We start from the raw sequence: 14,595 nt of genomic DNA on the forward strand, positions 1-14,595 counted from the left end.
CGCCACCCCCACCCGAGCAGCCCGCTGAGGCGGTGCCCACCTGCTTCCGCCACCCCGACAGGGAGACCTGGGTCCGCTGCCAGCGCTGCGAGCGTCCGATCTGCCCCGACTGCATGCGTGACGCCGCCGTCGGATTCCAGTGCCCCGAGTGCGTGGCCGAAGGCAACAAGGGTATCCGGCAGGCCACGTCCACGTTCGGCGGCCGGGTCGTGCGCACGCCGTTCGTCACGTACGCGCTGCTGGTCGTCAACGTGCTGGTCTTCGGCGCCCAGTACCTCTCCGACGCCATCACCGGCGAACTGGCGATGTGGCCGGCCGGCGTCGCGGTCTACGGCGAGTACTACCGCCTGATCAGCGCCGCCTTCGTGCACGGCGGACTTTTCCACATCCTGTTCAACTGCTGGGCGCTCTACGTGGTCGGCCCCTACCTGGAGCGCGCCTTCGGCCACGTGCGCTACGCCGCCATCTACCTGATCAGCGCGCTCGGCGGCTCGGTGCTCGGTCTCTGGCTCGACCCGCTCGGCCAGCCCACGGTGGGCGCGTCCGGGGCGATCTTCGGCCTGTTCGGCGCGGTGTTCGTGGTGGGCCGCAAGCTCAACATGGACGTACGCGGCATCGCCGTGCTCATCGCGCTCAACCTGGCGATCACGTTCCTGGTGTCGGGCATCAGTTGGACCGGCCACATCGGCGGCCTCATCACCGGGTCGCTGCTGGCGGGGGCGCTGGCCTACGCCCCCAAGAACAGCAGGACCCTCTGGCAGGCGCTGGCGATCGCCGGAGCACTGGTCGTGCTGGCCGTGCTCGTGGTGATCAGAACCTCGGCCATCCTCACCGCGCTCTGACTTCCCCAGGCTGTGGAAAAGACTGTGGAAAAAACTAACGCCAGCGGGTGGAAAGAACCACACCGAAGATGATGAAAACAAACCCGATCAGCAGGTTCCAGTTCTGGAGGTCGCTGAAGAAGGGCGCCTGCGGTGCGACGTAATAGATCGCGATCCACAGGATGCCGATGATCCATGCGGCGACCATCGTGGGGGCCAGCCAGCGCGGGCTGACCTTGACCTGCTGTGATCTCTGCGGCGGGGTGTAGACCGCCTTCTTGCGAGCCTTGGACTTGGGCACTGGATAACTCCTGCTGAGCGCCTGGGCATCCGGATCGTCCACAGGCTCTTCGATTAGCGTAGTCGTAGCGGCCCCCAGGATAGTCGCCACGCGCACGACATGGCGATCCCCGGGGCCCGGATCGTGTCCGAATACGCTGATCGAATGCGGGCCACGCTCCGGGCCGTGGGGGAGATCAGCATCACCGCGGGCCTGATCCTCATGCTGTTCTGCGCCTACCTGCTCTGGGGCACCGGTGCCTACACCCAGAGCCAGCAGGCGCTGCTGCGGCGCGAGCTGGACACGCGCAAGGAGCCGACGCGGCAGGTCAAGCCGGGTCAGGCCGTCGCGATGTTGCGCATCCCCAAGCTCGGCGACGACTACCGGTACGCCGTGGTCGAGGGCGTCGGCGCCGAGCAGCTCAAGAAGGGCCCCGGCCACTACCCGAAGAGCGCCATGCCCGGCCAGATCGGAAATTTCGTGCTCTCGGGACACCGCACCACGTACGCGGCCCCGTTCAACGAGATCGACGAGCTCGAACGCGACGACGAGATCATCGTGGAGGCCCGCGAGGCCCGCTACGTCTACCGCGTCACCTCACAGGACATCGTCGAACCCGACGAGATCGAGGTGCTCGCCCCCGTGCCCGGCAAGCCCGACATCAGCCCCATCAGGGCCTTCATCACCCTGTCCACCTGCCACCCCGAGTACTCCGCCGCCGAGCGGCTCATCGTCTACGGCGTGCTGAAGACCACGGAACCGCGCGAGGAGTGAACGTGTACGCCTGGCTCTGGCGCATGCTGCCCGGCCGCCCCCTCACCCGTGCCCTGACGGCCGCGGTGCTGGTCGCCGTCGTGGGGGCCGTACTCTGGTATGCGGTGTTCCCGCTCCTGGAGCCCGCGGTGACGCTAGACGAGGTGACCGTAAGAGAATGACCAGCGTGCTGGTCGTGGACAACCACGACAGCTTCGTCCACACCATCGTGCAGTACCTGCGCGCGCTCGGTGCCGACTGCGACGTGCGGCCCCGCGACGACGTACGCGTCCACGACGCCGACGGCTACGACGGCGTGCTCATCAGCCCCGGCCCCGGCACCCCCGAGGCGGCCGGCGTGAGCGTGCCCCTGGTCCGCCACGCGGCCGGGAGCAACCGGCCGCTGCTCGGCGTCTGCCTCGGCCACCAGGCCATCGCCGTCGCCTACGGGGCCACCGTCACCCGCGCGCCCGACCTCTTCCACGGCCGCATCAGCGCCATCAGCCACGACGGCCAGGGCGTCTTCGAGACGCTGCCCTCACCCGTCCGGATGACCCGCTACCACTCGCTGGCCGTGCTGCCCGAGACCGTGCCCGCCGAACTCGACGTGACCGCCCGCACGGCCGACGGCGTGATCATGGGCCTGCGCCACCGGCGCGCACCCGTCGAGGGCATCCAGTTCCACCCCGAGTCCGTGCTGTCCGAGCACGGCCACCGGCTGCTGGGAAACTGGCTGCGCGCGATCGTGTAACAAACGGCTCGCGCAGAGCGACGTACAGGTGAGCGTCCCCGCCGTTGCCCCCGAGCGGCGGGGGCGTTCGCTGTCTCCACGCCCTTCGCCCGCCCCGAAGGTGCGGCAACCGAAAAGGGCCGCCCCGGAGGGCGGCCCTTCACCGAGTACGCCGGACCTCAGCCGCCGAAGCCGAGACCGTCGTCACCGATCGGGTTGTCCTCGGTCGGCTCGTCGGTCGGGACATCGTCGGTCGGCTCGTCTGACGGGAACCCGTCGGACGGATCGTCCGTCGGGAAGCCGTCGGTCGGCTGCTCCGCGGGACCGGTCGAGACCACGATCGTGATCGTCGTGCCCGCGACCTGCTTCGCGCCCTCACCGGGGTTCTGCTGGACCACGGTGCCCTCGGGCTGGTCGTTGGGCTGCGGAACGGCCTTGACCTTGAAGCCCGAGCCCTTGAGCTGCGCCGTGGCGTCCTGCTGGGTGAGCCCGATCACGCTGGGCACCTCGATGAGCGCCTTGGGGATGAAGAGGGTGACCGAGCCGTTCTCCTCGATCTCCGCGCCGGCCTTGGGCTCGGTGGAGATGACCGTGCCCTGCGGCTTGGACGAGTTACGCGTCTTGATCACACCCCGCAGACCCGCCTCCTCCAGGGTCTTCTCGGCGTCGGTCTGCTTCATGCCGACCAGGCCGTCGGGCACCTTGACCTTGGCGGGGCCGCTGGAGACGAACAGCTTGACCGTCGACTCCTTGTCGACCTTGGTGTCCTTGACCGGGTCCGTCTTGATGACGGCGCCCTTCTCGACGTCGGAGTTCGCCTCCTGCACCACTTCGACCTTCAGGCCGAGAGTGGTGAGCTGGTCCTCCGCGTAGGAGCGCTCCTGCGAGACCAGGTCGGGGATCGAGACCTGCGTGGTGGCCGGCGCGCCTCCGCCGCTGAAGACCACGTAGCCGATCGTGATGAACGCGCCGATGATCAGCAGCGGGACGATGATCCACAGTGCCGTCTTGACGGCGTTGCCGCCGCTCGACTGCGCCCTGCGCCGCCCACCGCGACCGCCGCCCTCGTCGTAGTCGTACGGCGGGACCGCCGTGGTGCGCTGCGTGGCCGGGCCGTGGCCGCCCTGGGTGGCGCTCATCATGCGCGTGCCCTGGCCGAAGTTGGCCGTCATCGCCGTCGTCTGGGCGTCGGTCGGCATGCCGGACATCGCCCGCTGGATGTCGGCCCGCATCTCGCTGGCGTTCTGGTACCGGTGCGCCGGGTCCTTGGCCATGGCCTTGAGGACGATGGCGTCGGCCCACTGCGGGATCTCGGGGTCGATCTGGGACGGCGGGATGGGCTCTTCGCGCACGTGCTGGTAGGCGATCGCGACCGGGGAGTCGCCGGTGAACGGCGGCTGGCCGGTCAGCAGCTCGTACAGCAGGCAGCCGGTGGAGTAGATGTCGCTGCGCGCGTCGACGCGCTCACCGCGCGCCTGCTCGGGCGACAGGTACTGGGCGGTGCCGATCACCTGGGCGGTCTGCGTCATCGTGGCGGCGGAGTCGGCCATCGCGCGCGCGATGCCGAAGTCCATCACCTTGACGTCGCCGGCTCGCGTGATCATCACGTTGGCCGGCTTGATGTCACGGTGCACGATGCCGCCGCGGTGGCTGTAGTCGAGCGCGCGCAGGATGCCGTCGACCAGTTCCACGGCCCGCTCGGGCAGCAACCGCCGGTCCTGGCGCAGCAGGTCGCGCAGCGTCCTGCCGTCGACGTACTCCATGACGATGTACGGCACGGGGGTGCCGTCGGTGCCGTCTTCGCCGGTGTCGTAGACCGCGACGACGGCCGGGTGGTTCAGGGAGGCCGCCGACTGCGCCTCACGGCGGAACCGGGCCTGGAAGGTGTGGTCGCGCGCGAGGTCGGAGCGGAGGGTCTTGATCGCGACTATGCGGTCCAGCCGGATGTCTCGGGCGCGATACACCTCGGCCATGCCGCCGCGCCCGACGACACCGTCGAGCTCGTAGCGACCTCCGAGTAGCCGAGGCTGAGTCATTTCCTGCACTGTCCCTTACCGTTCATCTTGGGTACCGGCCTGCTCGGGGGGCCGCCGGTGTCCATCATCGACCCCATGGCGCATCACGTCTCCTCTTTGGGCGGGTTTGTATCACCCGGGTCCGGCGAGGTGGTAGGTGTCGGAGTTGTCGGTGTCGTGGTGGGCGTTGGGGTCGGGGTGGGCGTAGGGGTTCGGGTGGTGGTCGGGGTCGGTTTCGGCGTCGGCTTCTTCGTGGGAGTGGCCGACTTGCTTACCGTAGCCGACCGTGAGGGTATAGGCTTCGTCGGCTTCACCGGAACCACCGCCGGTCGCCGCGTACGCGTCTTGGTCTTCGTCGGCCGCACCGGTTCCTGCGTCGACTGCATCGCCGTGGGCGGCACCGACGGCTCGGCCACGTCCGGCCGCTGTGGTTGCCGGCTGGCGAACGTCACCGCCGTGAGCCCCACCGCCGCCACGCAGCCCGCCGTGGCGACCAGCGCCAGCGTCCTGGCCCCCTTGCGCCTGCCCGTCGGCCGCTCCTGCACCGTGGTGGCCGGTACGAGGTCGTCGGTCTGGCGCTCGTCCTCGGGGGCGGGCTCGCGGACGCGGAAGCCGCCCGGGTCGGTGAGCATGCTGAGCTCGGCGCTGTGCTCGACTCCCGCCAGCGACTCGCGCAGCGCGTACGCCACGTCGGCCACCTCGGACGCCCCCGGCGGGCGCTGCCCCGGCTCCTTGGCCAGCAGCGCCGTGACCAGTTCGCGCACCGGCGCGGGCACGTCCACGCCGAGCGGCGGCGGCTGCTCGTTGAGGTGCTGCAGCGCGATCGCCACCTGGTTGTCCCCGCGGAACGGCGTGCGCCCCGACAGGCACTCGTAGGCCACCACGCCCAGGGAGTACAGGTCGGTCGCGGGCGTGAGCGGGAAGCCCTGAGCCTGCTCGGGGCTGACGTACTGGGCCGTGCCCAGCACCGTGCCGGTCTGCGTCACCGGCGCCGCCTCCAGGGCACGCGCGATGCCGAAGTCCGTCACCTTGATGATGCCCTCGGGGGTGACCAGCAGGTTGCCGGGCTTGATGTCGCGGTGGATGATCCCGGCCGAGTGCGCGGCGTGCAGCGCCCTGGCCGTCTGGTGCACCACGTCGAGCGCCACCTCGGGCCCGACGGCCCCGTTGCGCGCCAGGATGGCCGACAGCGGCTCGCCGTGCACCAACTCCATGACGAGGTAGGCGAGGTCGCTCTGCTCGCCGTAGTCGAAGATCTGCGCCACCCCGGGGTCCGCCAGCGCGGCCGTCAGCCGCGCCTCGTTGCGGAACCGCTCACGGAAGGTGGGATCGACGTAGATGTGGCTGCGCAGGATCTTCACCGCCACCTCGCGCCCGAGCAACTCGTCGCGGGCACGCCACACCTCTCCCATACCGCCCGTGGCGATGCGGGAGAGCAGCAGGTAGCGGTTACGGAGCCGCATGACCCAGCAGGTTACCGTCACTCACCTGTTCAGCACCGCCTCCAGCACGGCCTTTGCGATGGGCGCGGCGGTGTGGCCGCCGGTCGCCTCCGCCCCGACCTTGGCTGCGCCGGACTCGACGATGACCGCCAGGGCCACCTTCGGGTCCTCGGCGGGCGCGAAGGAGATGAACCAGGCGTGCGGCGGCTGCCCGTCGGCGGTCTCCGCAGTGCCTGTCTTACCCGCTACTTGGACGCCCGGGACCTGCGCCAGGTTGGCGGTCCCGTTGCTGACGACGCTCACCATCATCTCGCGCAACTTGCCCGCCGTCTCGGAACTGACCGCATCCGTCGTCAAAGCTTCCCGATCGGCCTCGTCGATCGTGTCGCCCTTGGCGTCGGTGATCTTGTTCACGAGGTACGGCTTCATCACCGTGCCGTCGTTGGCGATGCCCGCGGCGATCATGGCCATCTGCATCGGCGTCATCCGGTTGCTGCGCTGCCCGATGGAGGCCATCGCCAGAGCGGCCTTGTCCTCCTCGGGGCCGAAGTCGCTCTTGGCCACGCTCATCGGCACGGCCACCGGCGTGCCCATGCCGAACCTCTCGGTCTGCTCCCGCATCTTGTCGTAGCCCAGCTCCATGCCCATCGAGCCGAAGGGCGTGTTGCACGACTTCTCCAGCGCGAAGACCAGCGTCACCTGGCCGCTGCCGCAGGCCGAGCCGCCGTAGTTGGGCAGGCTGATGTTCGTGTTGGGCAGCGGGAGGTTCTGCGGCGCCTCCACGGTGGTCTGCGGGCCGCGGGAGGAGTCCTCCTCCAGGTAGGCCGCCATCGTCACGACCTTGAACGTCGAGCCGGGCGGGTACGTCTGCCCGATGGTGCGGTTGAGCAGCGGCTGGTTCTTGTCGGCGTCGAGCTGGTCGTAGCGCGAGAAGACCGCCGACTTGCTGGTGCCCGACAGCTCACCCGGGTCGTAGGTGGGCAGCGAGACCATCGCCAGGATCGCGCCCGTCTTCGGGTTGAGCGCGATCACCGCGCCCCGCTTGCCGCTGCTCCGCAACGCGTCGTAGGCCGCCTTCTGGGTCTTCGGGTCGATCGTCAGATCGACGTTGGCGCCCTTGGCCGCCTCACCGGTGAACAGGTCGATGCTCCGCCGCAGCAGCAGGTCGGCGCTGGAGCCGTCGAGCAGACTGTTCTCGCTGCGCTCGATCGCGCTCTCGCTCTCGGGCGAGAAGTAGCCCGTGACGTGCGCGTAGAGCTTGCCTTCGGTGTACTTCCTGACGAACTTGAAGTCGCTGTCCTTGTTCTCGACGGACTGCGCGATCACCTTGCCGCCGGCCGTGATGCGGCCCCGCTCGATGGCATAGCGGTCGAAGTAGTTGCGGGTGTTGCGCGCGTCGGTACGGAACTCCTCGGCCCGGACGGCCTGGAGGAGGTTCACGTTGATCATCAGGAGCGCGAACATGGCCAGACATGCCACGGCCACGCGCTTGAGGGTGCCGTTCATCGCTGGAACACCTGCGTCATTCCTTCGTTCTGGATCGCCTGGGGCGGGGGGCGTCTGGCGGCATCTGACGTTCGTACCAGCAGCGCGATAAGGATCCAGTTAGCCAGGAGGGCCGAGCCTCCCTGTGACATGAAGGGTGTCACCAGGCCGGTCAGCGGAATGAGGTTCGTCACGCCCCCGACGATGATGAAGAGCTGCCAGGCCAGGATGAACGACAAGCCGCCCGCCAGGAGCTTGGAGTAGGGGTCGCGGGCCGCGAGCGAGGTGCGCAGGCCACGCTCGACGATGAGCGCGTAGATCATCAGCAGCGCCATGAGCCCGGTCAGGCCGAGTTCCTCACCGGTGGCGTTGAAGATGAAGTCGGAGAAGGCCAACGGGATCAGGTCGGGGTGACCCTGGCCCAGGCCGGTGCCCAGGATGCCGCCCGCACCCAGGCCGAACAGGCCCTGCATGATCTGGTAGCTGCCGCCGTACTGGCGCTCGTAGTACTCGGCGGAGCTCGGGTCGAGCCAGACGTCGAAGCGGTCGCCCACGTGGGAGAAGATCTGCCCGGCCAGGAACGCGCCGCCGATGAACAGCAGCAGGCCGATCAGCACCCACGACGTGCGCTGTGTGGCGATGTAGAGCATCACCACGAAACCGCCGAACAGCAGCAGCGACGAGCCCAGGTCCTTCTGCAGCACCAGCACGCCGATGGCGACGGCCCAGGTGATCAGCACGGGGCCGAGGTCGCGGGCCCGGGGCAGGTCGATGAAGAGCAACCGCCGCCCGGCCAGGGCCAGTACGTCGCGCTTGGCGACCAGGTAGCCGGCGAAGAAGATGACCAGCGCGATCTTGGCGAACTCGGCCGGCTGGATGCTCGCCGGGCCGACCCCGATCCAGATGCGCGCGCCGTTGATCTCCCTGCCCAGTCCGGGCACCAGCGGCGAGATCAGCAGGACCACGCCGATCAGCCCGGCCGTGTACGTCAGCCGCTGCAACGTGCGGTGGTCACGCAGGACCAGCAGCGTCACGGTGAAGAACACGACGCCGACCCCGGTCATGATGATCTGGCTGGTGGCCGAGGCGCCCGCCATGCCCTCCAGGTCGGACTGCTCCAACCGGTAGATCATCACCAGGCCGACGCCGTTGACCAGCGTCACCAGCGGCAGGATCAGCGGGTCCGCCCAAGGGGCGAACTTGGCCAGCACCAGGTAGGCGGCCAGCATCAGGCCACCCAGGCTCAGCCCGTAGGTGAGCATGCCCGCGGGGATCTGGCCGTCCATCGCCAGGCCGACGTTGGCGTAGGCGCCCATGACGATCAGCACGGCGAGCGCGAGCATGATCAGCTGAGCCCCGCGCCGCTTGGCCGGCATCGGGACGGGGGGGACGCCGAGTTCGCTCATCTACCGTTGCTGCTTCGTCTTGGCGGGGGTGGCGCTGGCCTCGGCCGTGGGGCCGGCGCTCGCCTCCGTGGAGGTCTCATCCGAGGTCTCATCCTTCGATTCTGACTCGGAGAACTTCAAGCTGTTGATCCTCGTCATGCCTTCGGCGACGGTGGTGACGGGAATGCCGCCCTTGATCAGCGCCTGGTCCGCCTCCGACAGCTTGGAGAGCTGCCTGCCCGTGGGCGTGGAGACGTGGAAGAGCTGGAACGGCCCCACCTCCCGCTGGATCCCCTGGAACACGACCACTTCGTCGCCCCTGGCACCGACGAAGAACTGTTCCTGGGTCCACTGGTATCCGAAGTAGCCACCGACGCCGGCGGCCACGCCGCCGATGCCGAGCACGGTGACCAGCACGGGCCACACTCGACGACGTTTTCCCGCGCGCCGGGCCGCCTGCGGGGCGGCCTGCTCGCCGAACGCGTCGTCAGTGATCACCGGCTGGGGTGCGGTCACCGCGCTGGCTCGCCCCGGCGGCGCGTCCGGTGGATCACCGTGCAGCCGGTTCATGCCCGCGGCGCCGACCACGGCGATCTCCGCGGGCGCCTGCTGCCCGTCGGTGATCTCCATGACGTCGGCCAGCACACAGGTGATGTTGTCGGGCCCACCGCCCCGGTTCGCCAGGTCGATGAGCTGGCGTACGACCTCTTCAGGGTCGTCGATGTTGGTGAGCGTGGCGTGCATCGTCTCCGCGCTCACCACGCCCGACAGGCCGTCGGAACAGAGCAGGTAGCGATCGCCCACCTGCGCCTCCCGGAGCGTGAGGTCGGGATCGACCTCGCCGCTGCCGTCGAGTGCGCGCAGCAGGATCGAGCGCTGCGGATGCGTGGCCGCCTCTTCGGGTGTGATGCGCCCGTCGTCGACGAGTTGCTGCACCAGCGTGTGGTCATGGGTGATCTGGTACAGCTCACCGCGTCTCAGGAGATAGGCCCGCGAGTCGCCCACATGGACCAGGGCGACCTGGGTGCCGTTCCAGAGCATGGCCGTGAGAGTCGTGCCCATGCCTTTGAGGCTGGGATCCCGCCCCACCATCTCGTGCAGCTTGCGATTGGCGTCGCGTACCGCTGCCTCGATGGCGTTGAGCAGGTCACCCCCCTGTTGGGCCTCTTCCAGAGAGGCCATGGCGGCGATGGCGACTGAACTCGCCACCTCGCCGTGTGCGTGCCCGCCCATACCGTCGGCGACGGCGAGCAGGCGCCCGCTAGCGTACGCCGAGTCCTCGTTCCCTTCGCGGAGGAGGCCGACGTCCGAGCGGGCGGCGTAGCGGAGTGCGATGGTCATTTGCGCAATTCAATGACTGTCTTGCCGACGCGGATCGGAACACCGAGCGGCACCGGGGTCGGGCGGGTGACTTTCGAGCGGTCGAGATACGTGCCGTTGGTGGACCCAAGATCTTCCACGATCCATTGACCGTCCTGAGGGAAGAGCCGGGCATGCCGGCTGGAAGCGTAGTCGTCGGTGACTACCAGCGTGGCGTCATTGGCCCGGCCAATGGTGATGGGCGTCTCCGTGAGATTGATGGTGGTGCCTTGGAGAGGGCCACCTGTGACGATGAGCTGGCGGGGCTCGCCCTTCTTGCTTTTGGGCTTGACCGCCGGTTTGGCGGGTTTGGCGGCCTTGTGGGCGACCGCCGGAGCCGTGCGTGAACCGAACAAGTCAGTCCGGATCACGCCGACTGCGGCAATGACGAAGAACCACAGCACCGCCAGGAAAGCGAGCCGGATCAGCAGCAGCGTGAGCTCGGACATGGACCGTCTGTCTACCCCTAATCGCGCCGGAACACCAGAGTCGTACGCCCCAGAGTCACTCGCGTGCCGTTCTGGAGCTCGATCCTGCGTACCGGCTGGCCATTGACAAAAGTGCCGTTCGTCGATCCGAGATCCACCAGAGCCACGGTCTGGCCTTCGACGCGCAGCTCCGCATGGTGCCGCGAGACGCCCGGATCGACTAGACGAAGATCGCAGTCGGTGCCCCTGCCCAGCAAGGTCACCGGAGTGGTGAGCTCGTAGGAGCGGTCGCCCTGCGGATCGTCCTGAGTGGAGACGAGCAGCCGGGGCCGCCCGTTGAATGCGCCGGGCCTCGACGGAGGCAGGTCGCTCGCCGGCTGCCGGATCTCGTCCTGCTCGACCGTGGCGCCACGGATGACGCCCGATCTGATGCGGAACAGACCCACAGCCAGGTCGCCGGCGGTCTCGAAGCGAACCCGGACCGGTCCCACAAAGGAGTAGCCCTGTTCCTTGGCGTACTCCCTGGCGAGGTTGGCCAGCTCGTGGCTGATGCTGTCGGCGTAGACCTCAAGCCGTTCGCTGTCGGTCGTGGACAACTCAACCACGAAGTCATTGGGCACGAGCGTGCGACCTTGCGCGACGATCGCCGCACGCTCATCCATCTCCCGCTGAACCGCGCTGGCGACCTCGACCGGCTGAAGGTCAGATTTGAACGCCCGCGCAAAGGCTCCCTCCACCAGGCCCTCGAGCCTTCGCTCGAAGCGCTGAAGGACTCCCACCGGGTACCTCCCTTCCTCCGTGCATATGATCGCGGCCTCCGAGACGCTATCCATCGGCGCCCGGTTTCCGCTCGTTCCACGTCACGGTGCTCCAGGCGCTCGTCGGCCCGCGCGCCCAGCTCCTCCGCTCCCGTGTCTTATGCGATCGTATCCGGGTTCAGTACCAGTGGCTGTTCCGTGCTAATGTTCTTTCCGCACCCACAAGGGCGGGTGGCGGAACGGCAGACGCGCACGGTTCAGGTCCGTGTGTCCGAAAGGACGTGAGGGTTCAAATCCCTCCTCGCCCACCTCGATAACCGGGGCCCCTGGTAGCAAACTGGACGGTTTGCCTCCTCGGGTCCCTTTGTCATGCCAGACCGGGTGATGCTCCCCGGGCTCCCAACATTCTTCTTGCCCTGCTCGTGGAGGCTTCGCCCCCGGGCCCCCTGCGCAACCATGTTGGGGTTCTCACCTTGGTCTAGTGCCTGTGTAATCGCAAGGGGTACCTTCCCCCCGGACGTACGTCCGGGGGGTGTGTTTTAGGTCACACTCTTGTGTCCAAGAGTTCGCCCACCAGATCCGTGAGGCTCACCATTCCGATCACTTTTTTGTCTAGGTCGGTGACCAGAGCCAGATGCGATCGGTGGTCCTGGAGCACGGTGACCGCTTCCGGGACCTGGGTGGTGCACGCGAGCCTGGGCAGCGGCCTGGTCAGGTCCGCCGCCGTGACCTCGGGCCTGAGCAGCGCCTCCCGTACGTGGAGGGCGCCCTCCACGCCTTGGGGGCCTTCCACGAGGAGCCTGAGGTGGGCGCTGCCGGCCGCGGTCGATCTGATCTCCGCGGCCGTCGCCGAGAGCCGGACCTTGACCGCCTTGTCGATGGGGACCATCAGGCGTTCGATGCCCTCGTCGTCCAGCCTCAGGGCTCTGGTCAGCAGGTCGTGCTCCTCCCGGTCGAGCAGGCCCATCCTGCCCGACTCGCCCACCAGCAGGGCGAGCTGGCTGGGCGTTCTCGTCGTCGCCAGCTCGTCCCTCGTCTGGACGCCGAACAGGTGGAGGATGAAGTTGGTCAGGCTGTTCAGCGTGGAGAGCAGCGGGCGCATCACCGTGGTGAAGGCCCGGAACGGGAACGTCAGCAGCAGGGCCGCCCGCTCGGGGTGGGTCAGCGCCCACGACTTCGGGGCCATCTCGCCGATCACCATGTGCAGGAACGTGACCAGGGCCAGCGCCAGCACCAGGGAGATGGGCAGGCGCATGGGCTCCGGCACGCCGATCGCGGCGAAGACCGGCTCCATGTAGTGCTCCAGGGCCGGCTCGGTGACCTGGCCCAGGCCCAGGGTGCACAGGGTGATGCCGAGCTGGGCGCCCGCCAGCATCAGGGAGAGCTGGCGGCTGCCGCCCGCGGCCGACCTCGCGGCCAGCCTGACCAGCCGGTTACCGCCCACCGCCATCTCCTCGAGACGGTGACGCCTGGAGGAGACGAAGGCGAACTCCGCCGCCACGAAGAGCGCGTTGAAGGCCAGGAGCGCCAGGCTTAGAATGATCAAGCTCATCGCGTCGTCGCCTCCGCGTGCTGGAGGGGCGTCAGACGCACCCACTCGGGCACCCGGCGGTTGAGCGACATCACTGTCAGCTCGGCCAGGTGCTCCTCCACGTCTTCCGCGAAGGGGTCGGTCTCGGTGGCGATCGGCACGGTCACCGTGTCGCCCGTGTTGGGCATCCGGCCCAGCCTGGCCAGGACCAGGCCGGCGAGGGTGTCATAGTCGTCGCTCTCCGGAAGGGCTATGCCCGTCGCCCGCTCCACCTCGTCGAGGCGGAGCCTGCCGGGAACCTCCCAGACGCCGCCCGGATGCTCCACCGCGCCGGCGGGCTCCGGGTCGTTCTCGTCGACCAGCTCGCCGACCAGCTCCTCCGCCAGGTCCTCCACCGTGATGACGCCCGCCAGGCCGCCGTACTCGTCGATGACGCAGACGATGTCGTCCTTGGCCGTCCTCATCCGGTCGAGGACCGCGGGCAGGGGCACCGAGTCGGGCACCAGGAGCGCGGGGCGGGTGATCGTGGCGATCCGGCCCTCCTCCAGGCCGGAGGCGAGCAGCTCGCGCACCCCTGTCACGCCCGCGACGTCGCCGTCCTCGCCCAGCACGGGGTAGCGGGAGTGGCCGCATTCCCGCATGACGGCGAGGAGGTCGCCGATGGGCTGCGTGGTACGCAGCGCCACCACCCTGGGGCGGGGGACCATGATCTCCTCCGCCGTGCGGTCACCGAACTCCAGAGCCCGCTCCAGGAGGTCGGACAGCCTCGGCGGCAGCTCGCCCGCCTGGGTCGACTCCGCGATGATGCGGGACAGCTCCTCGGGGGTCGCGCCGTGTTCCACCTCCTCCACCGGCTCGATGCCGACCCGCCGCAGCAGGCCCGTGGCGGCCGAGTCGAACAGCTTGACCACCGGGCCGACGACGGCCAGGTAGACCAGCGTCGAGGAGGCCAGCGCCTTGGCGACCTGCTCGGGCCTGGCGATGCCCAGGTTCTTCGGGGCCAGCTCGCCCAGCACCATCTGCACCACGGTCGCCACGAAGACGCCGGCCGTCACGGAGATACCCGTGATCATGGCGTCGGGCAGGTCCGCGTCGATCAGCCAGGGCCGGACGAGGGTGGCGATCGCCGGCTCGGCCAGGAAGCCGACCAGCAGCGCGGTCACCGTGATGCCGAGCTGGGCGCCGGAGAGCATGAAGGAGAGCCGGGAAGTGACTTTGAGTGCCTTCTCGGCGGCGGCGTCACCGGCGGCGGCCTGCTCACGCAGCGCCCCGCGGTCGGCGGCGACGAAGGCGAATTCCTGGGCGACGAAATAGCCGGTCGCCGCGGTGAGGAGCAGGAGGGCCAGCAGGCCCAGATAGGCGCTCACCGTGGTGAGCCCTCAGAGAAACCCGTGCCCGTGCACGGGCGAGGACTCCAGGGGTCCGGATCGGACACGATCATCCCTTCGATAGAGGTCGTCCCTAACCGTAACGACGCTGGTGGCAACAATGTTTCCGCAGTGACTCACAGCTAGTTCCACGTACTTTTCCGTGGGAAAACCTTGGCGAACGTCTTCACCGTTCAGGGGTTGGACGTAGCGTTTATGTCAAAGCGAAGGGAAAGAGGCG

Annotated in this window: 14 protein-coding genes and 1 tRNA gene; 5 read left to right on the top strand and 10 right to left on the bottom strand. The window is 68.6% G+C overall.

Annotation, left to right across the window (positions count from 1 at the left end):
• Positions 1–32: 32 nt before the first annotated feature.
• Positions 33–842 carry a rhomboid family intramembrane serine protease gene (locus tag FAF44_RS03910; RefSeq protein WP_237101694.1) on the top strand — a complete coding sequence of 270 codons (810 nt, stop codon included), beginning with the start codon at positions 33–35 and terminating at the stop codon, positions 840–842.
• Positions 843–876: 34 nt separating this feature from the next.
• Here FAF44_RS03910 and FAF44_RS03915 read toward each other — a convergent pair whose 3' ends face one another.
• Positions 877–1,122 carry a cell division protein CrgA gene (locus FAF44_RS03915; protein ID WP_148442372.1) on the bottom strand — a complete coding sequence of 82 codons (246 nt, stop codon included), beginning with the start codon at positions 1,120–1,122 and terminating at the stop codon, positions 877–879.
• A 144-nt stretch (positions 1,123–1,266) separates the two neighbouring features.
• On the opposite strand from FAF44_RS03915, the gene FAF44_RS03920 reads away from it, so the two are divergent.
• From FAF44_RS03920 to FAF44_RS03930, 3 genes are read left to right on the top strand one after another with little or no spacing between them, the layout of a single operon-like run.
• Positions 1,267–1,875, top strand: a complete 609-nt coding sequence (locus FAF44_RS03920; protein WP_237101599.1) for a class E sortase — start codon at positions 1,267–1,269, stop codon at positions 1,873–1,875.
• A gap of 2 nt (positions 1,876–1,877) precedes the next feature.
• Complete coding sequence (locus FAF44_RS03925; RefSeq protein WP_237101600.1) at positions 1,878–2,036, top strand: hypothetical protein; 159 nt, start codon at positions 1,878–1,880, stop codon at positions 2,034–2,036.
• A complete protein-coding gene (locus FAF44_RS03930) occupies positions 2,033–2,605 on the top strand; it encodes an aminodeoxychorismate/anthranilate synthase component II (protein WP_237101601.1) in 573 nt (190 codons plus the stop codon). Before FAF44_RS03925 ends, FAF44_RS03930 begins: the two co-directional genes overlap by 4 nt.
• Positions 2,606–2,763: 158 nt before the next feature.
• Here the strand turns inward: FAF44_RS03930 and pknB are convergent, their stop codons facing one another.
• From pknB to FAF44_RS03965, 7 genes are all read right to left on the bottom strand, one after another.
• Entirely contained in the window at positions 2,764–4,620 is a 1,857-nt protein-coding gene (gene pknB, locus FAF44_RS03935) for a Stk1 family PASTA domain-containing Ser/Thr kinase (RefSeq protein WP_237101602.1), read from the bottom strand.
• Positions 4,621–4,703: 83 nt separating this feature from the next.
• Positions 4,704–6,062 (bottom strand): serine/threonine-protein kinase, encoded by a 1,359-nt coding sequence (locus FAF44_RS03940; RefSeq protein ID WP_237101603.1) that lies wholly within the window; start codon positions 6,060–6,062, stop codon positions 4,704–4,706.
• Between the two features lie 21 nt (positions 6,063–6,083).
• The gene (locus FAF44_RS03945) at positions 6,084–7,547 is read right to left on the bottom strand and encodes a penicillin-binding protein 2 (RefSeq protein ID WP_237101604.1); all 1,464 of its coding nucleotides are present in this window, start codon (positions 7,545–7,547) and stop codon (positions 6,084–6,086) included.
• Positions 7,544–8,932: an FtsW/RodA/SpoVE family cell cycle protein gene (locus FAF44_RS03950; RefSeq protein ID WP_237101605.1), complete on the bottom strand. Its 1,389-nt coding sequence runs from the start codon at positions 8,930–8,932 to the stop codon at positions 7,544–7,546. Before FAF44_RS03950 ends, FAF44_RS03945 begins: the two co-directional genes overlap by 4 nt.
• A complete protein-coding gene (locus FAF44_RS03955; RefSeq protein ID WP_237101606.1) occupies positions 8,933–10,252 on the bottom strand; it encodes a Stp1/IreP family PP2C-type Ser/Thr phosphatase in 1,320 nt (439 codons plus the stop codon).
• Complete coding sequence (locus FAF44_RS03960) at positions 10,249–10,719, bottom strand: FHA domain-containing protein (protein WP_237101607.1); 471 nt, start codon at positions 10,717–10,719, stop codon at positions 10,249–10,251. Before FAF44_RS03960 ends, FAF44_RS03955 begins: the two co-directional genes overlap by 4 nt.
• A 17-nt stretch (positions 10,720–10,736) precedes the next feature.
• Positions 10,737–11,477: a DUF3662 and FHA domain-containing protein gene (locus tag FAF44_RS03965; protein ID WP_237101608.1), complete on the bottom strand. Its 741-nt coding sequence runs from the start codon at positions 11,475–11,477 to the stop codon at positions 10,737–10,739.
• A 204-nt stretch (positions 11,478–11,681) separates the two neighbouring features.
• Between FAF44_RS03965 and FAF44_RS03970 the strand changes: the two genes are divergently transcribed.
• Positions 11,682–11,764, top strand: a tRNA-Leu gene (locus FAF44_RS03970).
• 236 nt (positions 11,765–12,000) lie between these two features.
• Here FAF44_RS03970 and FAF44_RS03975 read toward each other — a convergent pair.
• Together FAF44_RS03975 and FAF44_RS03980 are read right to left on the bottom strand one after the other, a co-directional pair.
• On the bottom strand, positions 12,001–13,008 hold the full coding sequence (locus FAF44_RS03975) for a hemolysin family protein (protein WP_237101609.1): 1,008 nt from the start codon (positions 13,006–13,008) through the stop codon (positions 12,001–12,003).
• A complete protein-coding gene (locus tag FAF44_RS03980; RefSeq protein ID WP_237101610.1) occupies positions 13,005–14,354 on the bottom strand; it encodes a hemolysin family protein in 1,350 nt (449 codons plus the stop codon). Before FAF44_RS03980 ends, FAF44_RS03975 begins: the two co-directional genes overlap by 4 nt.
• Positions 14,355–14,595: the final 241 nt, after the last annotated feature.

The organism is Nonomuraea sp. MG754425, assembly GCF_021699195.1.
In the GTDB taxonomy this organism is placed as follows: Bacteria; Actinomycetota; Actinomycetes; order Streptosporangiales; family Streptosporangiaceae; genus Nonomuraea.

What these genes read in the sequence shown, in the direction of transcription:
- FAF44_RS03945 (WP_237101604.1), bottom strand. Translation starts at nt 7,547, where the DNA reads ATGAACGGCACCCTCAAGCGCGTGGCCGTGGCATGTCTGGCCATGTTC.
- FAF44_RS03975 (WP_237101609.1), bottom strand. Translation starts at nt 13,008, where the DNA reads ATGAGCTTGATCATTCTAAGCCTGGCGCTCCTGGCCTTCAACGCGCTC.
- FAF44_RS03950 (WP_237101605.1), bottom strand. Translation starts at nt 8,932, where the DNA reads ATGAGCGAACTCGGCGTCCCCCCCGTCCCGATGCCGGCCAAGCGGCGC.
- FAF44_RS03930 (WP_237101601.1), top strand. Translation starts at nt 2,033, where the DNA reads ATGACCAGCGTGCTGGTCGTGGACAACCACGACAGCTTCGTCCACACC.
- FAF44_RS03940 (WP_237101603.1), bottom strand. Translation starts at nt 6,062, where the DNA reads ATGCGGCTCCGTAACCGCTACCTGCTGCTCTCCCGCATCGCCACGGGC.
- FAF44_RS03960 (WP_237101607.1), bottom strand. Translation starts at nt 10,719, where the DNA reads ATGTCCGAGCTCACGCTGCTGCTGATCCGGCTCGCTTTCCTGGCGGTG.
- FAF44_RS03920 (WP_237101599.1), top strand. Translation starts at nt 1,267, where the DNA reads ATGCGGGCCACGCTCCGGGCCGTGGGGGAGATCAGCATCACCGCGGGC.
- pknB (WP_237101602.1), bottom strand. Translation starts at nt 4,620, where the DNA reads ATGACTCAGCCTCGGCTACTCGGAGGTCGCTACGAGCTCGACGGTGTC.
- FAF44_RS03955 (WP_237101606.1), bottom strand. Translation starts at nt 10,252, where the DNA reads ATGACCATCGCACTCCGCTACGCCGCCCGCTCGGACGTCGGCCTCCTC.